Source organism: Sphingomonas sp. URJC2, from assembly GCF_059803575.1.
Genome location: NZ_JAPFGX010000023.1, coordinates 26,690 through 47,810, shown reverse-complemented (window position 1 = coordinate 47,810; position 21,121 = coordinate 26,690). Strand labels below are relative to the sequence as shown.

Here is a 21,121-nt window from a genome sequence, read left to right as displayed (position 1 = left end):
CCCGCACCCCCACCCGGCCTCCCAACGGCAGGATACACTGTGGGAGGCCGGGTGGGGGTGCGGGCCGGTGCCGCCCGTGCGCCGAGAGGCGCACCACAAACAACCCCGCCCCCGCGCCACAAGGCGCGGCACCACAACCTCCCCTTACCCCTGCTGCATCCGCGCATGGTGGCGGATCACCTCGTCGATCACGAAGCGCAGGAATTTCTCGGAAAACTCGGGGTCCAGCCGTGCTTCGGCGGCCAGGGTGCGCAGCCGGGCGATCTGCTGTTCTTCGCGGCCGGGATCGGCGGGCGGCAGGCCGTGCTCGGCCTTGTAGGCCCCGACCGCCTGGGTGATCTTGAACCGTTCTGCGAGCATGAACACCAGCGCGGCATCGATATTGTCGATGCTCTCGCGATACCGGCGCAGCTGTTCATCGGCCGTCATCATCATCCCCATCTGATGCCCATCGGCGCCAGACAAGACGCTGGCCGGCGGGGGCGCAAGGCTTTTCTCAGGCGCGCGCCCGTCTTCGCCCGGTCCGGCCGCCGCTTTACCTTGTCTTTCGCGCCCCGCTCGGCCACAGGGGCGGGGCATGAGCGCAACACTCCACCGTATCGACGCGGGTCGGCCGCCATCGCTCGACCCGATGATGGCGCTGGTCGCGCCCGACATGAATGCGGTCAATGCAGTGATCCTTGACCGGATGCAGTCGGACGTGCCGCTGATCCCGGAACTGGCCGGGCATCTGATCGCCGGCGGCGGCAAACGGATGCGCCCGATGCTCACCCTCGCCTGTGCGCGGCTGCTCGACTATCCGGGCACGCGTCATCACCGGCTCGCGGCGGCGGTCGAGTTCATCCATACCGCGACGCTGCTGCACGACGATGTTGTCGACGGATCGGACCTGCGGCGTGGCAAGCGCACCGCCAACATCATCTGGGGCAACCCGGCGAGCGTGCTGGTCGGCGATTTCCTGTTCAGCCGCAGCTTTGAACTGATGGTCGAGGATGGCAGCCTGAAGGTGCTCCGCATCCTGTCCAACGCCAGCGCTGTGATCGCCGAGGGCGAGGTCAATCAGCTGACCGCGCAGCGCCAGGTCGAGACCAGCGAGGAACGCTATCTCGACATCATCGGCGCCAAGACCGCGGCGCTGTTCGCCGCCGCCTGCCGGATCGCCGCCGTCGTTGCCGAACGCAGCGAGGCGGAGGAGCTGGCGCTCGACGCCTATGGCCGCAATCTCGGCATCGCGTTCCAGCTGGTCGACGATGCGATCGATTTCGTGTCCGACGCGGAAACGATGGGCAAGGGCGTGGGCGACGATTTCCGCGACGGCAAGGTGACGCTGCCGGTGATCCTCGCCCATGCGCGCGGATCGGCCGAGGACAAGGCGTTCTGGCGCGACGCGATGATGGGCTTCCGCGCGAGCGATGCCGATCTCGCCCACGCCCAGACGCTGCTGCGCGCGACCGGGGCGATCGACGACACGCTGGCGGCGGCGCGCCGCTATGGCCAGCGCGCGGTCGATGCGCTGGGCGGGTTCGCGCAGGGGGCGGCCAAGGCCGCGCTCACCGAAGCCGTCGCCTTCGCCGTCGCCCGCGCTTATTGATCGCCGGCGCTCAGGCCGCGAACACCGACCAGCCCATCGCCTCGGCCAGCCGCTCAAGCGCGAGGCTGCCGATCATCGAGCTGCCGCGCGCATTGAGGCCCGGCGACCAGGCCGCGATCGACGCGCGGCCCGGCACGATCGCCAGAATGCCGCCGCCCACCCCCGATTTGCCGGGAATGCCGACGCGGTAGGCGAACTCGCCCGATCCGTCATAATGGCCGCAGGTCAGCATCAGTGCGTTGATGCGCCGCGCCCGGTCGGGCGGCACCAGCACCTCGCCATGCGGGCCGCGCCCGCCCGCCATCAAATAATGGCCGGCGCGCGCCAGCTGGCGGCAGCTCATCGTGATCGCGCACTGGGCGAAATAGACCTGCAGCACATCGGCGACCGCATGGTCGAGCCGCCCGCAGCTCTTGATATAGCTGGCAAGCGCGGCGTTGCGGTGCCCGGTCTCGGCCTCCGAACAGGCGACCTCGGCATTAATGGCAATGCCCGGATCATTTGCCAGCAGCCGCAGATAATCGAGGATCTCGGCGGTCGCCGCCTCTGCCGTGCGCCCGGCCAGGATCACGTCGCTGACGACGATGGCCCCGGCATTGATGAACGGATTGCGCGGCAGCCCCTGTTCATGTTCGAGCTGGACGATCGAGTTGAACGCCGATCCCGACGGCTCGCGGCCGACGCGCTGCCACAACCGCGCGCCGATGCGGTTGAGCGCCATCGTCAGGGTGAAGACCTTGGAAATGCTCTGGATCGAAAAGCCGTGATCGGCATCGCCGCCGACATGCATCTGCCCATCCGCGGTCAGCACGGCGATGCCGAACCGGTCGGCATCGGCGCGGGCGAGGGCGGGGATGTAGTCGGCAACGCGGCCGCGCTGCGGTTCGTGCGCCATGTCGGCGGCAAGGCGGGCGACGATGCGGGCGAGATCGGGGGATTGGGCAACCATGCCTCACCCTATAGGCGCGTCGGAACCGAAATGGCTGGCCACAGGCTGCAATCTTTGGGCCGCCGCCTTGGCGTGGCCCGCCCTGCACCGCCCCTGTTTCCGGTGCGCGGCCCGCGGCAGCGGACGCCGCCGCTCAGAGCTTGCCGTCGGCGTCGAGCGCATAGCCGGCGCTGCGCACCGTGCGGATGATGTCGGGCCGCCCGCCGGCATTGATCGCCTGGCGCAGCCGGCGGATATGCACATCGACGGTGCGCGGCTCGATATCGGCGTCATGGCCCCAGACGCTGTCGAGCAGCCGCTCGCGCGAGAACACCCAGCCCGGATGTTCGAGGAAATGCTTGAGCAGGCGGAACTCGGTCGGGCCGAGCGCGACCAGCTGGCCGCCGCGGCGCACCTTGTGGCCGACCGTGTCCATTTCCAGATCGGCATAGGTCAGCTGCTCGCCCGCCAGCGCCGGGCGCACGCGGCGCAGCACCGCGCCGACGCGCGCGACCAGCTCGCGCGGCGAAAACGGCTTGGTCACATAATCATCGGCGCCGGTTTCCAGCCCGCGGACCCGGTCCTCTTCCTCGCCGCGCGCGGTGAGCATGATGATCGGCACATTCTGCGTCTCGGGCATCCGGCGCAGGCGGCGGCAGACCTCGATCCCCGACAGTCCCTCGATCATCCAGTCGAGCAGGACGAGATCGGGGGTGTTTTCCTGCGCGATCAGCAGCGCTTCCTCGCCATCGGCGGTGTGGCGGATCTCGAAATCCTCGCGCTGGAAATGCCAGACCAGCAGTTCGGCCAGTGCAGCATCGTCCTCGACCAGCAGCATCTTGGCCCGGGCCATCACTGCGTCTCCGTCACATCATCGCCGCGTTCGCGCTCGGCCATGTGCACGCCCTTGGCGGCGAAATAGACCATTTCGGCGACGTTGGTCGCATGGTCGCCGATCCGTTCCAGATTCTTGGCGATGAACAGCAGGTGCGCCGCCTCGCCGATGGTCGCTGGATTTTCCATCATGAAGGTCAGCAGCGTGCGGAACAGGCTGTTGTAGAAATCATCGACCGCACGGTCGCGCTTGTTGACCTCGATCGCCGCTTCCCAGTCGCGCGCGGCAAAGGCGTCGAGCACGTCGTGCAGCATGTCGCTCGCCAGCTGCGCCATTGCCGGCAGCACCGACAGCGCCTCGATCTGGTGCTGGCGGCCGATCAGCGGCACGCGCTTGGCGATGTTCTTGGCATAATCGCCGATGCGTTCGATGACCGCCGCGATCTTGAGCGCGGCGACCACCTCGCGCAGATCGTCGGCCAGCGGCGCGCGCAGGGCGATGATCTGGACGGCGAGCTTTTCGACCGCCGCCTCCAGCTCGTCGATGCGCTTGTCCTCGGCGACGATGCGGCTCGCGGCCTCCAGATCGTGCCGCGTCAGCGCGGCCATCGCATGGTCGATCGCCGCCTCGGCGCGACCGCCCATTTCCGAGATCAGGCCGCGCAGCTTGACGATGTCTTCGTCAAACGCCTTGACCGTATGTTCCTGCATGTTCCGCGTCCTCAGCCATAGCGTCCGGTGATATAGTCCTTGGTGCGTTCCTGCCGGGGATTGGTGAACAGTTCCGACGTCACACCATATTCGATCAATTCGCCCAGATGGAAAAAGGCGGTGCGCTGCGACACGCGCGCGGCCTGCTGCATATTGTGCGTCACGATCACGATCGCATAACGCCCGCGCAGCTCGTGGATCAGCTCCTCGATCTTGGCGGTGGCGATCGGATCGAGCGCCGATGCCGGCTCGTCCATCAGGATGACTTCGGGGTCGACCGCGATGGCGCGGGCGATGCACAGCCGCTGCTGCTGGCCGCCCGACAGCGCGGTGCCGCTGTCCGACAGCCGGTCCTTCACCTCGTCCCACAGCCCGGCGCGGCGCAGCGACTGTTCGACAATCCCTTCAAGCTCGCTCTTGCTGCGCGACAGGCCGTGGATGCGCGGCCCGTAAGCGACGTTTTCAAAGATCGACTTGGGAAAGGGATTGGGTTTCTGGAACACCATCCCGACGCGTGCGCGCAGCTGCACCACGTCCATTTCGGGCGCGTAGATATCCTCGCCGTCAAGCGCGATCCGGCCTTCGACCCGGGCGTTGCCGATGGTGTCGTTCATCCGGTTGAGCGTGCGCAGGAAGGTCGATTTGCCGCAGCCCGACGGGCCGATGAACGCGGTGACATTTTCCATGTCGACATCGATCGACACGTTCCGGATCGCCTGCTTGGCGCCATAGAACACGCTGACGTCGCGCGCCGTCATCTTGGGACGGGTGGGGGTGGTCGGCTCAGACATGGATCACCAGCGTTGTTCGAAGCGGTTGCGGAGATAGATGGCGACGGCGTTCATCGCGAGCAGGAACACCAGCAGCACGATGATCGCGGCCGAGGTCTTTTCGACGAACCCGCGGCTGACCTCGTCGGACCAGAGGAAGATCTGCACCGGCAGCACGGTCGCCGGATCGGAAATGCCGCCGGGCGGCGAGGCGATGAACGCGCGCATGCCGATCATCAGCAGCGGGGCCGTCTCGCCGAGCGCGCGCGCCATGCCGATGATCGTGCCGGTCAGGATGCCCGGCAAGGCGAGCGGCAGGACATGGTGGAACACCACCTGGATGCGGCTGGCGCCGATGCCGAGTGCGGCGTCGCGGATCGAGGGCGGCACCGACTTGATCGCGTTGCGCCCGGCAATCACGATCACCGGCATCGTCATCAGCGCGAGCGTCAGCCCGCCGGCAAGCGGGGCCGAGCGCGGCAGATGCCAGGTGTTGAGGAAGATGGCGAGGCCGAGCAGCCCGAAGATGATCGAGGGCACCGCCGCCAGATTGTTGATCGACACCTCGATCAGGTCGGTCCAGCGGTTGCGCGGCGCATATTCCTCCAGATAGACGGCCGACAGCACGCCGATCGGAAAGGCGAGGGCGAGTGTGACCAGCATGGTCAGCAGCGATCCCTTGAGCGCCCCCCAGATGCCGACCATCGCCGGATCGGTGGCGTCGGCATCGGTCAGGAAGGTGAGGTTGAAGCCGGTGCGCACCGCGCCCGTCGCGGTCAGCCGCGCATAATCGGCCTCGGCGCGCGCCGTGCCCTGATGCTTGGCGGCGACGTCGATCGGATCGGCCGCCGGCAGCCACAATGGAGCGGTGCGCGACAGCACCGCCGGATCGGCCTTGATCGCGCGGCGCAGCTCCAGCCATGCCGCCTCGGACAGCAGCCGCTCGCCGCCCGGCCCGAACTGGCGCACGGCGGTGCGGTTGACCAGATCCTCCAGCCCGGCGGTCGCCAGCAGCCGGTCGGCATCCGCGCCGCCCAGCATCGCCGGCGTCACCGCCAGCCCGGCGCGCGCGAAATCGACATCCAGCCGGATTTCGGTGCGGGTGAAGCCGCGCCAGCCATTGGCGATCATCACCACCAGCAGAAACGCAAGGAACGCCGCCGACAGCATGACCGCGCCCAGCCCGGCCAGGCGGAACCGGCGTTCGGCCGCATAGCGCCGCCGGATCCGGCGCTGCATCGCCGCGCCCTTCCAGTCGGTCGGCGCGCGCCCGGCCTCGGTGCCGCGCGGCGGCACGCCGGCAAGAACCGTGTCACTCATAGGCTTCCCGATATTTTTTGACGACGCGCAGGGCGACGATGTTGAGCAGAAGCGTGACGATGAACAGCACCAGCCCGAGCGCGAAGGCGGCGAGCGTCTTGGGGCTGTCAAACTCCTGATCGCCGGTCAGCAGCTGGACGATCTGGACGGTGACGGTGGTCACGCTGGCAAAGGGGTTGGCGCTCAGATTGGCGGTCAGCCCGGCGGCCATCACTACGATCATCGTCTCGCCGATCGCGCGGCTGACCGCGAGCAGCACGCCGCCGACGACGCCCGGCAGCGCCGCGGGCAGCAGCACCCGGCTGATCGTTTCGGACTGGGTGGCCCCCATGGCGAGCGAGCCGTCGCGCATCGCGCGCGGCACGGCGGCGATCGAGTCGTCGGCCATCGACGACACGAACGGGATGATCATCACCCCCATCACCAGCCCGGCGGCGAGCGCGCTTTCCGATGTCGCGCTGGCCAGGCCGAGCGCGGCGGCGGCATCGCGCACCGCCGGCGCCACGGTCAGCGCGGCGAAATAGCCATAGACGACGGTGGGAACGCCGGCGAGGATCTCCAGCACCGGCTTCATCCAGGCGCGCACCCGGGGGGCGGCATATTGGGTCAGATAGATGGCGCTCATCAGCCCGAGCGGGATCGCCACCAGCATCGCGATGATCGCGCCGATGAAGATCGTGCCCCAGAACAGCGGCACCGCGCCGAACACGCGGTTGATGTCGCCGAACCCGGCCTGTTGCGGGCTCCAGCTGGTGCCGAACAGAAAGCCGGCGGGCGACACCATCTGGAAGAAGCGCGCGGATTCGAACAGCAGCGACGCGATGATCCCGACCGTGGTCAGGATCGCGATCAGCGAGGCGAGCAGCAGCCCGCCCATCACCAGCCGTTCGACGCGGGTGCGCGCGCGGAAATCGGCGCGGATGCGGGTGAAGACGAACGCTCCACAGGCAAAGGCGATCAGGATCGCGGTCGCACCGCCGTAAAAGCTGAACCGCGCCGTCGCCTCCGCATAGGCCGGGGCGAGCCGCGCCGACAGCGGGTTGAAGGCATTGGCCTGCCCGCCCGTGCCGATGCGCCGCGCCTCGCTCAGGATCGCGGCGCGATCGACCGTCTCGGCGGGCAGCAGCTGCGCGGCCGGCGTCTGGAGCACGGCATCTGTGACCAGCGCGGGCGCAAAGCTGCTCCACAGCGCGATGAAGGCGAGCGCGGGCACCACCGTCCAGATCGCGACATACCAGCCATGATAGCCGGGCAGCGAATGCGCGCGCACACCGGGAGCGGCCGCGCGCGCCCGGGCGCGGGCCCGCCCGGCGGCCCAGCCGACCAGGCCGAGGCCGAGAACGAGGATCAGGGTCGACAGCGGCGTCATCGTCACTTCAGCTCCGCCGGGTCGAGCGCGGTCAGCTCGGTCGCGACGCGCGCATTGGCCGCCATCACCGCCGGCGGGGCGGGGATCAGGTCACGGCGCGACAGATAGGAACCGGGCCGCCAGCCATTGGCATATTCGGCGATGAACTCGCGCAGCCCCGGCACCGCGCCCAGATGGGCTTTCTTGACATAGACGAACAGCGGCCGCGCGCCCGGATAGCTGCCATCCTGGATGGTCGCGACCGAGGGCATCACCCCCTGGATCGCCACGCCGCGCAGCGTGTCGAGATTTTCCTCCAGAAAGCTGTAGCCGAACGCGCCGATGGCGGTCGGATTCACATTGAGCTTCTGGACGATCAGATTGTCGTTTTCGCCCGAATCGACATAGGCGCCGTCGTCGCGCAGCTTGGCGCAGATATTCTCGAACTTTTTCGGATCGCTGCTCTTGAGCGCGCGGGTCGCGGGATCGGTCTCGCAGCCGGGTTTCAGCACCAGCTCGACCAGCGAATCGCGCGTGCCCGATGTGCTCGACGGGCCATAGACCTTGATCGGCACCGCCGGCAGCGCGGGGTTGATGTCGCGCCATGTCCGCGCGGTGTTGGGCCGCCCGAACGGCGCGGCGGCGATGGCGCGATAGACATCGGCCTCGCTGAGCGCGAGGCGCGGGCCGTTTTTCGCCTGGGCAAAGGCAAGGCCGTCGACGCCGATCTGCAGCTCGATCACCTCGGTCACGCCGTTGCGCGCGCAATCGGCATATTCGGACGCCTTGATCCGGCGCGAGGCGTTTTCGATGTCGGGATAGGCGGCCCCCACCCCGGCGCAGAACAGCTTCATCCCCGCGCCGGTCCCGGTCGATTCGACGATCGGCGACTGGAACTGCGTGTATTTGCGCACAAATTGTTCGGCGACCGCCGTGGTGAACGGATAGACGGTCGACGACCCGACAACGCGGATCTGCGCGCGCGCGCCGGTGCCGCCGTCATCGGCCGCATCCTGGCAGGCCGGCAGCGCAACCGCGGCAACAGCAAGGCCCGCGGCCAGAAACGCCCTGGTCACTTTCATCCGAAAATCAGTCCCAATCGCTTGGCGGCGGTTCGCGCACCGCCTGCCCCGTCATTCGCGGCTAGCAGCCAATCAGACCGTTCCTGTTACAGCGCTGTTACCGTTTGATGACAGTCGCAGCGGCGCGGGCGGCAACAGCGCCGTGACCGTGGTGCCCTTGCCCAGCGTCGACTGGATGTCGAGCCGCCCGCGATGCCGCTCGATGATGTGCTTGACGATGGCGAGCCCGAGGCCGGTGCCGCCCAGCGCCCGGCTGCGGCTCGAATCGACGCGGTAGAAACGCTCGGTCAGGCGCGGCAGATGTTCGGGGGCGATTCCCTCGCCCTCGTCGTCGACGCTCAGCCGGATCATCGATCCCGGCCCGCGCGACAGGCTGACGGTGATCGGCGTGCCCGGCCGGCCATATTTCATCGCATTGTTGATCAGATTGTGCAGCACCTGCGACAGCTGCGCCCGGTCGCCGGCGACAAAGGGCAGGCTTTCATCGATATCGGTCACGATGTCGCGGCCGCGCTCGCCGCGCTGGTCGCGCAGCACGGCATGGGTTTCGGCGATCAGCCCGGCCATGTCGATCGCCGTTTCGGGGGCGCGATATTTCTCCGCCTCGATCCGCGACAGCGACATCAGATCATCGACCAGCCGCTGCATCCGTTGCGCCTCGTCATGCATGATCTTCAGGAACCGCTTGCGCACGGCCACGTCGCCGCCGGCCTTTTCATCGTCCAGCGTCTCGACATAGCCGAGAATGGCCGACAGCGGCGTGCGCAGTTCGTGGCTGGCATTGGCGACGAAATCGACGCGCATCTTTTCGGCCGCATGGCCGGCACTGCGGTCGACCAGATGGACGAGGCGGCGGCCGTCGGGCAGCGCCGCCACCTGCATTTCCCAGCGCGTGTCGCGGCCGCCAAGGCCGACCAGCTCGGTCGGCTGCGCATCGCCGGGCGATGTGCCGGCCAGCAGCCGCTCCGCCGCCGCCGGGTGGCGGATGGCGATGCGCGCGTCCTCGCCCACCACATGTTCGCCAAGCAGCGCGCGCGCGGCGCGGTTGGCCGCCGCCACCCGCCCGTCGCCGACCAGCAGCACCGGATCGCCGACCGCATCGAGGATCGCGCCGATGGAGCCGTCGCCGCCGGGCAGGATCACAGGGGCCGATGGTGCCGGTGCGGGCTGCGGGCGTTCATGCGGCCACAGCGCGACCAGCATTGCGATGCCGACGGTCAGATTGGCCCCCAGCACCAGTCCCGGCGCGCCGAGCAGCGCGCCCGCGACCAGCCCGCCCAGCTGGATCAGCACGGCCAGCAGGATGCGGTCCATCAGCCCGGCTCCCCGGCGGAAATGCTGCCGGCCCGGCCCCGCGCCAGCCGGGCGAGTGCGGGCACCAGCTCGTCATAGCCGTCGATCACCGCATCCGCGCCCAGATCCTCGACCGGGCCGGACAGAAAGCCGAAACTGACCGCGATCACCGGCACCCCGGCGGCGCGGGCGGCGGCGACGTCATAGCTCGAATCGCCCAGAAACGCGGCGCGCCCGCCGCCCAGCCGGTCGATCATCGCATGGATCGGCGCGGGGCTGGGCTTGGCATTGCCCTTGCCCAGCGTGTCGCCGCCGATCAGCGTGTCGAACCGGTCGATCAGCCCCAGATCGGTCAGCAGGGTGCGCGCGAAGCTTTCGAATTTGTTGGTCACGACCGCGAGCCTGACGCCGCGCGCCGACAGGGTGTCGAGCGCCTCGACCATCCCCGGATAGGGCACCGAGCCATCGGCCAGATTGGCCCCGTACCAGTCGAGCAGCAGCCGGTAGAGGCGGCGAAACTCGGCTTCGTCCGCGCCACCGCTCAGCGCAAGCCCGCGCTCCAGCATCAGCTTGGCCCCGCCGCCGATCATCGGCCGCACCTGATCGGGCGCGATCAGCGGCCGGCCGCCGGCGGCCAGCGCATGGTTGACCGCACGCGCCAGCGTCGCGCTGGTGTCGATCAGCGTGCCGTCGAGATCGAAACCGACGATAGCAAAGCCGTTCTCGTCGAAATCCGGGGCCGGGACTGTCGCCATGGGTTCTCCCTGATGGGCCGGGTGCAACGCGATCCGCCCGCTGCCCATCGCCGCCCCTTGCCCCGCCCCGGCCCGCCATGGCAAGCGCCGCCATGTGACACAGCCAGCCAATCTCGCCGCCATCGTGCTCGCCGCCGGCAAGGGCACGAGGATGAAATCCGCGCTGCACAAGGTGCTGCATCCGCTCGCCGGGCGGCCGATGCTGATGCATCTGCTCAACAGCCTGGCGGCGCTGCGCCCGGCGCGCGTCGTGACGGTGGTCGGCAGCGGCCGCGACCAGCTGGAACGGGCGCTGGCCGGGCGCGATGTCAGCCTGGCCGTGCAGGAACCGCAGCTGGGCACCGGCCATGCCGTGCAGCAGGCGGAAGCCGCGCTTGCCGGCTTCGATGGCACGGTGCTGATCCTCTACGGCGATGCGCCGCTGGTGACTGCCGACACCATGGCGCGGCTGGCGGCGCGGCTCGACGCGGCCGACCGGCCGGCGGTCGCGGTGCTCGGCTTCCGGCCCGCCGATCCGGGGGCCTATGGCCGGATCATCGCGACGCCCGAGGGGCGGATCGAAAAGATGGTCGAGCACAAGGACGCCTCGCCCGCCGAACGGGCGGTGACCTTGTGCAACTCCGGGCTGATGGCGGTGCGCGCCGCCGATCTGTTCGCGCTGCTCGCCCGTGTCGGCAACGACAATGCGGCGGGGGAATATTATCTGCCCGACATCGTCATGCTGGCGACCGCCGATGGCCGGGCCTGTGCGGTCATCGAAACCGATGCCGACGAGGTTGCGGGTGTCAACAGCCGGGGCGAGCTGGCGGCGATGGAGGCGCGCTGGCAACAGGCCCGGCGTGCAGCCGCGATGGCTGACGGCGTGACCCTGGTCGCGCCCGACACGGTGTGGTTCTGCCACGACACCAGGCTTGGCCGCGACGTGGTGATCGAACCGCATGTCGTGTTCGGCCCCGGGGTCGAGATCGCCGACGGGGCGGTGATCCGCGCGTTCAGCCATCTGGAGGGCGCGTCGGTCGGCCCGGGGGCGGAAATCGGCCCCTATGCACGGCTGCGCCCCGGCGCGGTGCTGGGCCGCGGCGTAAAGATCGGCAATTTCGTCGAGGTGAAGAAGACGCGCCTTGCCGACGGGGCCAAGGCCAATCACCTGTCCTATCTGGGCGATGCGGAGATCGGCGCGGGGGCCAATATCGGCGCGGGGACGATCACCTGCAACTATGACGGCTTCCTCAAGCACCGCACGGTCATCGGCGCGGGGGCGTTCATCGGCTCGAACAGCGCGCTCGTCGCCCCGGTCGCGGTCGGTGACGGCGCGATCGTCGCCGCCGGGTCGGTGGTGACCGCCGATGTGCCCGCCGACGCGCTGGCGCTTGGCCGCGCCGGACAGTCGGTCAAGCCCGGCTGGGCCGCGCGGTTCCGCGCGATGATGGCGGCGCGGCGCGGCGGCTGAGCAAGCCCGGCGCGCGGCGTTGGCGGCTGGCGGCTGGCGCGGGCCGGGCGGCGCGGCTATGCGGTGACGCGCGCGGATTTGAGACCATTTAACCGAAAGAGTTTGAGACTATGTGCGGCATCATCGCGATCCTCGGCAGCCATGACGTCGCCGACCGGCTGGTCGACGGGCTGAGGCGGCTTGAATATCGCGGCTATGACTCCGCCGGCGTCGCGACCGTGCATGGCGGCCGCATCGAACGCCGCCGCGCCGAGGGCAAGCTCGTCAATCTGGCGCGTAAGCTGGCCGCCGATCCGCTGCCCGGGCTGGTCGGGATCGCGCATACCCGCTGGGCGACGCATGGCGCGCCGACCGAGGACAATGCCCATCCCCATGCCGCCGGGCGCGTGACGCTGGTGCACAATGGCATCATCGAGAATTTCAAGCCGCTGCGCGACGAGCTGATCGCCGATGGCCGGGTGTTCACCAGCCAGACCGACACCGAGGTCGTCGCCCATCTGATCGACCGCGAACTGGCGGCGGGCCATGATCCCGAAACCGCGGTGCGCCGCGTGCTGCCGCGCCTGCACGGCGCGTTCGCGCTCGCCGTGCTGTTCCAGGATCATCCCGATCTGCTGATCGGCGCGCGGCTCGGCTCGCCGCTCGTGCTCGGCTATGGCGAAGGGGAGGGCGAGGGCGAAATCTATCTCGGCTCCGATGCGCTGGCGCTCGCCCCGCTCACCCAGAAAATCGCCTATCTCGACGAAGGCGACTGGGTGGTGATCCGGCGCGGCGGCGCGACCATCCATGACCGCGACAACCGCCCGGTCGATCGCCCCGTGACGCTGTCGGGCATCACCGGCGCGCTGATCGACAAGGGCAATCACCGCCATTTCATGCAGAAGGAGATTTACGAGCAGCCGGTCGTCGTCGCCCAGACGCTCAGCTCCTATCTGCGCCCGGTCGAGGAACAGGTGGCGCTGCCCGATCTCGGCTTCGATCTCGGCCGCATCGGCCGCGTCGCCATCGTCGCCTGCGGCACCGCCTCCTATGTCGGCGCGATCGGCAAATACTGGATCGAGCAGCTGGCGCGCGTGCCGGTCGAGGTCGATGTCGCCTCGGAGTTCCGCTACCGCGATCCCGTGCTCGGCCCCGACATGCTCGGCCTCGTCATCTCGCAGTCGGGCGAGACGGCGGACACGCTCGCTGCGCTGCGCCACATGAAGGCGCATGGGGTGACGGTGGCCGGCATCATCAACGTGCCGACCAGCTCGATGGCGCGCGAGGTCGATCTGCTGCTGCCGACCCATGCCGGGCCCGAAATCGGCGTCGCCTCGACCAAGGCCTTTACCTGCCAGCTGGCGGTGATGGCGGCGCTGGCCGTCAATCTCGCCCGCGCGCGCGGGCGGCTGGATGCGGCCGAGGAAGCCGAAATCGTCCGCCAGCTGGCCGAGGTGCCGGCGGCGATGAACGCGGCGCTCGCCCATGACGCGGAGATCGAGGCGATGGCCCCGACCATCGCGGGCGCGCGCGACGTGCTGTATCTGGGGCGCGGGCCGGATTACCCGCTGGCGCTGGAAGGGGCGCTGAAGCTCAAGGAAATCAGCTACATCCACGCCGAAGGCTATGCCGCCGGCGAGATGAAGCACGGCCCGATCGCGCTCATTGACGATCAGGTGCCGGTGGTGGTGATCGCGCCGTCAGGGCCGCTGTTCGACAAGACGGTGTCGAACATGCAGGAGGTCCGCGCGCGCGGCGGCAAGGTGGTGCTGATCTCCGACGCCGACGGGCTGGCGCAGGCGGGCGACGGGCTGCTCGCCTCGATCGAAATGCCGCGCGTCCACCCGCTGATCGCCCCGCTGGTCTATGCGGTGCCGGTGCAGCTGCTCGCCTATCACGTCGCGGTCGCCAAGGGCACCGATGTCGATCAGCCGCGCAACCTGGCGAAGAGCGTCACCGTCGAGTGACGCCGCCATCCGGTCGGGCCGGCAGAGGGGTCAGCTCAGCCGGTCGATCTTGGCCTGAAGGGCGGCGAGTTGGTCCTTGAGCGCGGCGATGTCGTCGTCCTTGCGCGCGCCGGCCGGGGCGTCGTCCTGGTCCGGGCGGGGCTGGAAGGCGCTGGCGGCGGCTTCGAACATTTCCATGTTGCGGCGCGCGATTTCGGCGAACGGGCCACCGGCGAATGCGCCCTGCATCGCCTTGTGGAACTGCGCCTGATTGCGGCGGAACGCCTCCATCGACGCTTCCAGATATTGCGGCACCATCGCCTGCATCGAATCTCCATACATGGCGATCAGCTGGCGCAGGAAGCTGACCGGCAGCATCGTCTGCCCGCGCTGTTCCTCGTCCATGATGATCTGGGTCAGGACGCTGTGGGTGATGTCCTCGTCGCTCTTGGCGTCGCGGACTTCGAAGTCGCGGCCGTCGCGGACCATCTGGGCCAGATGATCGAGCGTGATATAGCTCGACGTTTCGGTGTTGTAGAGCCGGCGGTTGGCGTATTTCTTGATGATCACAACGCCCTGGGCGCGGTTCGGATTCTTGGCCATGCAGATTGTCCCGCAAGAAGGTTCAGGCCCGGTAGCACCGGCTGTTGATGCGGCGCAACATGGCCCGCGTCCATTACCTCTGTTTATCGATCTGCTCCGCGCCGAGCTGGGGGCGGACGCGGCGCAGCTGGCCGCCGCGCTCGCCGGGCTGCGCGCGTTTCAGGCCGCGCCGCGCGCCGCGCCGCTGCCCGCCATGCCCGAGGTCGCGCGGGTCGGCCGTGCCTGCATCCGCGATTATGGCGGTGCGGGTGCGCCCGTGCTGTTCGTGCCCTCGCTGATCAATCCGCCGACGATCCTCGACCTGACGGCGGACCAGTCGCTGCTGCGTTGGTTGGCGGGTCGGGGGCTGGCAGGCCGGGGCGTGCGCCCGCTGCTGGTCGATTGGGGCACGCCCGCGCCGCATGAGCCGCATGACATTGCCGGCCATGTCGAGGCGCTGTTGCTGCCGCTGATCGCCGCGCTCGGCACGCCGCTGCATCTTGCCGGCTATTGTCTGGGCGGCACGATGGCGCTGGCGGCGGCGGTGCATGCCCGGCCGCTCAGCCTGACGCTGATCGCCGCGCCCTGGCGTTTTGCCGGCTATGACGATGGCGCGCGGGCGGCGATCTCGGCGCTGTGGGATGCCGCGCACGCGGCCTGTGCGGCGCTCGGGCTGGTGCCGGTCGAGGTGCTGCAAACCGGCTTCTGGCGGCTCGATCCGGTCCGCACGGTTGCCAAATATGCGCGCTTTGCCGCGATGCCGCCGGACAGCGCCGCGGCGCGGGCGTTCATCGCGCTCGAGGACTGGGCGAATGGCGGCGCGCCGCTGACCTTTGCGGCCGGGCGCGAACTGTTCGATGATTTCTACGCCGCCGATCTGCCCGGCAGCGGCCGCTGGCGGGTGGGCGGCATGGCGGTGACACCCGATGCGATTACCTGCCCGATGACCGAGTTCGTGTCGCAGACCGACCGGATCGTGCCGCCCGGCGCGGCGGCGGGGCTTGCGGGGGCGCGGCAGATCGATCTCGGCCATGTCGGGATGATCGTCGGCGGGCGGGCGCGGGCGATGCTGTGGGAGCCGCTGGCCGACTGGCTTTCGCAGGTGCGACAAAGCTGATACGCGGCCGGCCGACAACAGATTGCCGCACCGAACGCTTGAGGACCCTCGCCATGACCGACCGCAATCAGGACATTGTGATCACCGCCGCGCGGCGCACGCCCGTCGGCAGCTTCATGGGCAGCTTTGCCGCCACGCCCGCGCATGAACTGGGCCGGGTGGCGATCCTCGCCGCGCTCGCCGATGCCGGGGTGGCCGGGGAGGATGTGTCCGAAGTGATTCTGGGCCAGGTGCTGACCGCCGCCCAGGGGCAGAACCCGGCCCGTCAGGCAGCGATGGCCGCCGGCATCCCGCAGGAAGTGCCGGCATGGGGCGTCAATCAGGTCTGCGGGTCGGGCCTGCGCGCGGTGGCGACCGCCGCCCAGATGATCGCTGCCGGCGATGCGACGATCATGGTCGCGGGCGGGCAGGAAAACATGTCGCTCAGCCCCCATGCCCAGGCCTTGCGCGCCGGGGCGAAGATGGGCGCGGTCGAGCTGGTCGACACGATGATCAAGGACGGCCTGACCGATGTGTTCAACGGCTATCACATGGGCATCACGGCCGAAAATCTGGCCGAGCGCTACCAGATCGGCCGCGCGGAGCAGGATGCCTTTGCCGCCCAGTCGCAGAACAAGGCCGAGCGCGCCCGCGCCGAAGGCCGGTTCGCGGGCGAGATCGCGCCGGTCACCGTCAAGGGGCGCAAGGGCGATGTCGTGGTCGACCGTGACGAGTTCATCCGCGACGGCGTGACCGCCGACAGCCTGTCGGGCCTGCGCCCGGCCTTCAAGAAGGACGGCAGCGTCACCGCGGGCAATGCCTCGGGCCTCAATGACGGCGCGGCGGCGCTGGTGCTGATGAGCCGCGCCGAGGCCGAACGGCGCGGCGCGCCGGTGCTGGCGCGCATCGCCGGCTGGGCGTCGGCGGGCGTCGATCCGGCGGTGATGGGCATCGGCCCCGCCCCGGCCAGCCGCCGTGCGCTCGCCCGTGCCGGCTGGAGCATCGGCGATGTCGACCTGATCGAGGCGAACGAGGCGTTCGCCGCCCAGGCGCTGGCGGTGGGCCGCGAGCTGGGCTGGGACCCGGAACGGGTCAACGTCAATGGCGGCGCAATCGCCATCGGCCATCCGATCGGCGCGAGCGGCGCGCGAATCCTCGTCACCCTGCTGCACGAAATGCAGCGCCGCGATGCGCGCAAGGGGCTGGCGACGCTGTGCATCGGCGGCGGCATGGGCGTCGCGCTCTGCGTCGAGCGCTGATGCATTGATGTCGCTGATTGCTGCGATTGGCAGCAGGCCTTAACTTAAGTTGTTGTTTTTGAATGTCGCCCCGGTCGCGCCCCTGCGCGGCCGGGGCGTTTTGCGTTGCCGAAATGCAACACTTCGACGGGTTATGAACGCTTTGTGAATTTGCCCGGATTCACGATCTTGCAATGTTTGTGAAATTTTCGTTCGTTCTCCCCGCACGTGGCGCAGCTGCGCTGCTTAAGTCCGGGGGTTTTATGTCATCTTATCGCTTTCTGGCGGCCACGGCGCTCGCCAGCGTTTCGCTGATTGCAGTCTCCAGCCCTGCCCTTGCGCAGGCGGCCGACAAGGCCGCGCCCGCCACGGCAGCGGCGGATGACGACGATACCAAGCTGATCACCATCACCGGCTCGCGCATTCCGCGGCCGGAGTTTGACGGCATCCTGCCGGGCGTGCAGCTCGATTCGCAGCAGCTCCAGACGCGCGGCTTCACCAACGTGCTCGAAGCGCTGAACGATCTGCCGCTGGTCGGTCCCGGCGCGTCGTTCAACGGCAACAATGGCGGCCAGGCCGCGAGCCTCGGGGCGTCGTTCGTCGACCTGCTCGATCTCGGCACAAACCGCACCGTCACGCTGGTCAATGGCCGGCGCTTCGTTTCGGGCAACTCGGCGACCCTGTTCGTCGAAGGCAACACCACGGGCGGTCAGGTCGACCTGAACAGCCTTCCGGTCGGCATGATCGCGCGCGTCGACGTGCTGACCGTCGGCGGTGCTGCGGCCTATGGCGCCGACGCCATTGCGGGCGTCGTCAACGTCATCCTCAAGAACGACTATGAAGGCGCTGAAGTCAACGCTCTGGCCGGGATCAGCCAGGAAGGCGATGCGCCGCAGGTCAATCTGCGCGGGTTGTGGGGGAAGAACTTCTTCGACGACCGCCTGAACCTGACCCTGTCGTTCGAATATAACCGCATCGACGCGCTCGATGCCTTTGACCGCGATTTCCGCCTGCGCCGTGGTGGGGTGATCAACAACTTCGCCAATGGCGCGCGGCGCAACCCGGCCTTTGCGGCGGCGATCATCGATGCGGTCGGCGCGAACAATGCCGCGTTCCTGCGCAACAGCGACGACGGTGTGCCGGCCAACGCCTATGCGTTCGGCCTGATCAACACCACGATCAGCTTCCCGGGCACGATTTTCCGTGCAACCGGACCGGTCGTGGCTGCCCAGAACGGCATCGCCGCGCTCAACCAGTTCAATCCGAACGTGCCCAATGCCCAGCTGGTCAATGGTCTGCCGGGCGCGCCGCTGACCTTCACCACCGCGGGCAGCGCGATCAGCGGCAATGGTCTGAACGGCCGCACCACGCCGATCACCGGCCTGCCCTTCACCACCTTCGCGCCCACGGCGCTGCCGACCGGCGTCACGCCGGCCCAGGTGTTCACCCAGTTCGGGGTCACCGCGCCGGCCGGTGCGACGGCGGCCCAGCTGACGGCGCTGGCGGTCAATGTGCTGCAGGCCAACCGGCCGACGGCGCGTGAGTTCTTCGCCGCCAACCCGAACGTCCCGCTCAATTATTTCGCCGGCACGTTCAATCCGCAGCTGCCGCGCATCGCCAACACCGACACGACGCTGGTCACGGTCGGCCGCCCGGGCGGCACCACCGTGCAGGTGCCGGTCAACCAGGTGCTGCCGTTCGTCGCCGTGCCGCTGGAGTTCAATCCCGACGGCTCTGTGCGCCAGTTCAACCTGTCGACCACCTTCGGCCCGAACGAGCCGGGCACCTTCGGTTCGGCGCGCAACCCGACCGGCGGTTTTGCACCCAATCTGCGCAACACCGTGCTGCGCGTGCAGCAGGATCGTTACATTGCCAACGGCTTCATCAACTTCAAGCTGACGCCGGACATCACGATCTTCTCCGAAAACATCTACGCCTATACGCGCAGCATTTCGAAGCGGAACGCGACGTCGCAGAACTTCCTGTCGACCGGGGATGAAAATGCGCCGCTGATCGTCAACGTCAACAATCCGTTCCTGAGCGACGCGTCGCGCGCGACGCTGGCCCAGGCCGGCATCTCGTCGGCGGTCAACAATGGCAACTTCCTGATCACCCGCCAGAATCAGGATATCTTCGGCGACAATCCGTTCACCAACACCGCCGAGACGTTCCGCACCTCGACCGGGGTGCGCAGCGAGGGCGAACTGTTCGGCCGCAAGCTGACCGCCGAACTGTCCGCCACCTATGGCCGGGTGACGACGCAGACCAAGACCAGCCAGATCCGCGACCTCGAATATGTTCTGGCCGTGGACACGGTGCGCGATGCCAGCGGCAATATCCGCTGCCGCGCCCAGGTCGATCCGGCCTCGTTCCTCGGCCGGACGCCGACCGGCATCGCCTCGAACCTGACCCGCGTGGTCGGTGCCGACGGCATCCCGCGCGAAGTCGTCATCACGCCGACCGTCACCCAGGATCTGATCAACGGGTGCCAGCCGCTCAATCCGTTCGGCTTCAACAACATGAGCGAAGCGGCCAAGAGCTATGTCCGGGGCGATGTCCGCTTCCGCAACGTGGCTGAACAGCTGTTCCTGCAGGCGTCGTTCACCACCACCCTGTTCGACCTGCCGGCCGGCCCGGTCGGCATCTCGGGCACCGGTGAATATCGCCGTGAGACCATGGACTTCCAGTCGGACGAACTGAACCGGCTGGGCCGTTACCGCGCGGCGCCGTCGGCACAGACCAACGGCCGCATCGAAGTGTGGGAAGCCGGCGGTGAAATGCGGATCCCGATCACCGGCAACGGCTTCCTGGATTTCCTCGGCGATCTGTCGATCGATCCCGCCATCCGCGTGACCCAGCAGAGCGGGGCTGCGGCCGAATATCGCAACCTGGCCGGCCAGCTGGTGACGCCGCGGTCGAGCGGCGATCCGGCGACCATCTGGACGATTGCCGGCACCTGGCGTCCGATCCCGGACATCACGCTGCGCGGCAACATCACCCGCGCCATCCGCCAGCCGTCGATCGTCGAGCTGTTCCTGGGCGGTCAGCCGGCCTTTGCCGCGCCGACCGATCCGTGCGGCCCGAACAATATCGGCGGCGGGTCGAGCGCGGCCAATCGCCGGGCCAACTGCCGTGCGGCAGTGATCGCGGCCGGCCTCGCCGGCTCGGCCACGGCGGCGGATTCGTTCCTCCAGACCTTCGTGCCCAACACGGCCTCGCTGCCGGGCACCTTCTCTGGTGGGACCGGCCTGTCGCCGGAGCGCAGCCGCTCCTGGACGGTCGGCACGATCCTCGCGCCGCGCTTCATCCCGGGGCTGACGGTCTCGGTGGATTATTTCCACCTCAACCTCAGCAACATCATCCAGCCGACCAACCTGACCCAGGCGCTCAACTTCTGCTACGACTCCGCGACCTTCCCGGATTCGTCGGCGCAGACCGGTTCGAACACCTGCAACTTCTTCTCGCGTCAGGCTGACTTCCAGGTCGCGCCGGGCTTCTCCTCGGGCTTCATCAACCTGGCGGCGACGCGGCTGCGGGCGTTCAACATCTCGGCCCGTTATGGCTTCGACCTGCCGAATGATCTGGGCAGGCTGAACCTGTCGGGGAACGCCTATCATCTGCGGCGGTTCGCCGAGTCGGCGGCCGGCACGTTCACCGACGTGATCCGCTCCGACGGGACGTTCAACCGGCCGAAGTGGGAAACCCAGGCCCGTGTCCGCTATGAGCGCAAGGACCTGTTCACCCAGCTGACCTGGAACTGGCGTCAGAAGACCCGGATTTTCGTCAACGGTGCGCCGGCGACGATCGAGAACAATCCGCTCAACACCTATCCGTCGATCAGCCAGTTCGATCTGGCGGTGGGCGTGAACGTGACCGACAAGATCATGCTGCAGGGGGTGGTGTTCAACCTCACCAACCAGCGCTTCTATGACGATATCGGTCTGTTCCAGGGCGCGTTCTTCGACCAGATCGGCCGGCGTTTCCAGCTGTCGGCAAACGTCCGCTTCTAAGCTCTGGCATCATGCCCAAGGGCAGGGGGCGCGCCGCGAGGCGCGCCCCTTCTTTTTTGCGCCCGGCGACGGAGGGTCTGCATGCCGGGCTGTATCGCTCGGCGGTCTGGAAAACGCGGAGTCAGCTGCGAAATACGTTGCCCCGCTATTCCGGCACGTGGCGGGCAACAGGCGTCGCCCCACCGCGG

Annotated in this window: 17 protein-coding genes; 6 read left to right on the top strand and 11 right to left on the bottom strand. The window is 68.4% G+C overall.

Features of this window, described 5'->3' with window-relative positions; translation table 11 throughout:
* Positions 1-144: 144 nt before the first annotated feature.
* Positions 145-429 carry a chorismate mutase gene (locus OPU66_RS09915; protein WP_498553465.1) on the bottom strand — a complete coding sequence of 95 codons (285 nt, stop codon included), beginning with the start codon at positions 427-429 and terminating at the stop codon, positions 145-147.
* A 148-nt stretch (positions 430-577) separates the two neighbouring features.
* Between OPU66_RS09915 and OPU66_RS09910 the strand changes: the two genes are divergently transcribed.
* The gene (locus tag OPU66_RS09910) at positions 578-1,591 is read left to right on the top strand and encodes a polyprenyl synthetase family protein (protein ID WP_498553460.1); all 1,014 of its coding nucleotides are present in this window, start codon (positions 578-580) and stop codon (positions 1,589-1,591) included.
* A 10-nt stretch (positions 1,592-1,601) separates the two neighbouring features.
* Here the strand turns inward: OPU66_RS09910 and OPU66_RS09905 are convergent, their stop codons facing one another.
* The 9 genes from OPU66_RS09905 to OPU66_RS09865 all read right to left on the bottom strand — a co-directional run bounded on the left by OPU66_RS09905 (position 1,602) and on the right by OPU66_RS09865 (position 10,632).
* The gene (locus OPU66_RS09905; protein ID WP_498553459.1) at positions 1,602-2,540 is read right to left on the bottom strand and encodes a glutaminase; all 939 of its coding nucleotides are present in this window, start codon (positions 2,538-2,540) and stop codon (positions 1,602-1,604) included.
* Between the two features lie 133 nt (positions 2,541-2,673).
* Positions 2,674-3,372: a phosphate regulon transcriptional regulator PhoB gene (gene phoB / locus OPU66_RS09900; protein WP_160592223.1), complete on the bottom strand. Its 699-nt coding sequence runs from the start codon at positions 3,370-3,372 to the stop codon at positions 2,674-2,676.
* Entirely contained in the window at positions 3,372-4,064 is a 693-nt protein-coding gene (phoU, locus tag OPU66_RS09895) for a phosphate signaling complex protein PhoU (RefSeq protein ID WP_498553458.1), read from the bottom strand. Before phoU ends, phoB begins: the two co-directional genes overlap by 1 nt.
* A gap of 11 nt (positions 4,065-4,075) precedes the next feature.
* Positions 4,076-4,855, bottom strand: a complete 780-nt coding sequence (gene pstB / locus OPU66_RS09890; RefSeq protein ID WP_160592225.1) for a phosphate ABC transporter ATP-binding protein PstB — start codon at positions 4,853-4,855, stop codon at positions 4,076-4,078.
* A gap of 3 nt (positions 4,856-4,858) precedes the next feature.
* Positions 4,859-6,154: a phosphate ABC transporter permease PstA gene (gene pstA, locus OPU66_RS09885; protein ID WP_498553457.1), complete on the bottom strand. Its 1,296-nt coding sequence runs from the start codon at positions 6,152-6,154 to the stop codon at positions 4,859-4,861.
* Positions 6,147-7,523, bottom strand: coding sequence for a phosphate ABC transporter permease subunit PstC (gene pstC, locus OPU66_RS09880; RefSeq protein ID WP_498553464.1), 1,377 nt, complete (start codon positions 7,521-7,523; stop codon positions 6,147-6,149). The genes pstA and pstC overlap by 8 nt, the downstream gene beginning before the upstream one ends.
* A 2-nt stretch (positions 7,524-7,525) precedes the next feature.
* Positions 7,526-8,584, bottom strand: coding sequence for a substrate-binding domain-containing protein (locus tag OPU66_RS09875; RefSeq protein ID WP_498553456.1), 1,059 nt, complete (start codon positions 8,582-8,584; stop codon positions 7,526-7,528).
* A 72-nt stretch (positions 8,585-8,656) separates the two neighbouring features.
* The gene (locus tag OPU66_RS09870) at positions 8,657-9,898 is read right to left on the bottom strand and encodes an ATP-binding protein (protein WP_498553455.1); all 1,242 of its coding nucleotides are present in this window, start codon (positions 9,896-9,898) and stop codon (positions 8,657-8,659) included.
* Positions 9,898-10,632 (bottom strand): HAD-IA family hydrolase, encoded by a 735-nt coding sequence (locus tag OPU66_RS09865; RefSeq protein WP_498553454.1) that lies wholly within the window; start codon positions 10,630-10,632, stop codon positions 9,898-9,900. The genes OPU66_RS09870 and OPU66_RS09865 overlap by 1 nt, the downstream gene beginning before the upstream one ends.
* A gap of 94 nt (positions 10,633-10,726) precedes the next feature.
* Between OPU66_RS09865 and glmU the strand changes: the two genes are divergently transcribed.
* Both glmU and glmS read left to right on the top strand, forming a co-directional pair.
* On the top strand, positions 10,727-12,082 hold the full coding sequence (gene glmU, locus OPU66_RS09860) for a bifunctional UDP-N-acetylglucosamine diphosphorylase/glucosamine-1-phosphate N-acetyltransferase GlmU (protein WP_498553453.1): 1,356 nt from the start codon (positions 10,727-10,729) through the stop codon (positions 12,080-12,082).
* 110 nt (positions 12,083-12,192) lie between these two features.
* Positions 12,193-14,028, top strand: a complete 1,836-nt coding sequence (gene glmS, locus OPU66_RS09855; RefSeq protein WP_498553452.1) for a glutamine--fructose-6-phosphate transaminase (isomerizing) — start codon at positions 12,193-12,195, stop codon at positions 14,026-14,028.
* Positions 14,029-14,058: 30 nt separating this feature from the next.
* On the opposite strand, the gene phaR is transcribed toward glmS, so the two are convergent.
* Positions 14,059-14,610 (bottom strand): polyhydroxyalkanoate synthesis repressor PhaR, encoded by a 552-nt coding sequence (gene phaR / locus OPU66_RS09850; protein WP_498553451.1) that lies wholly within the window; start codon positions 14,608-14,610, stop codon positions 14,059-14,061.
* Here phaR and OPU66_RS09845 point away from each other — a divergent pair.
* The 3 genes from OPU66_RS09845 to OPU66_RS09835 all read left to right on the top strand — a co-directional run bounded on the left by OPU66_RS09845 (position 14,609) and on the right by OPU66_RS09835 (position 20,933).
* Positions 14,609-15,706, top strand: a complete 1,098-nt coding sequence (locus OPU66_RS09845) for an alpha/beta hydrolase (protein WP_498553450.1) — start codon at positions 14,609-14,611, stop codon at positions 15,704-15,706. The genes phaR and OPU66_RS09845 overlap by 2 nt on opposite strands.
* A 53-nt stretch (positions 15,707-15,759) precedes the next feature.
* Positions 15,760-16,944 (top strand): acetyl-CoA C-acetyltransferase, encoded by a 1,185-nt coding sequence (locus tag OPU66_RS09840; RefSeq protein ID WP_498553449.1) that lies wholly within the window; start codon positions 15,760-15,762, stop codon positions 16,942-16,944.
* Between the two features lie 242 nt (positions 16,945-17,186).
* The gene (locus tag OPU66_RS09835; protein ID WP_498553448.1) at positions 17,187-20,933 is read left to right on the top strand and encodes a TonB-dependent receptor domain-containing protein; all 3,747 of its coding nucleotides are present in this window, start codon (positions 17,187-17,189) and stop codon (positions 20,931-20,933) included.
* The last annotated feature ends 188 nt before the right edge of the window (positions 20,934-21,121 follow it).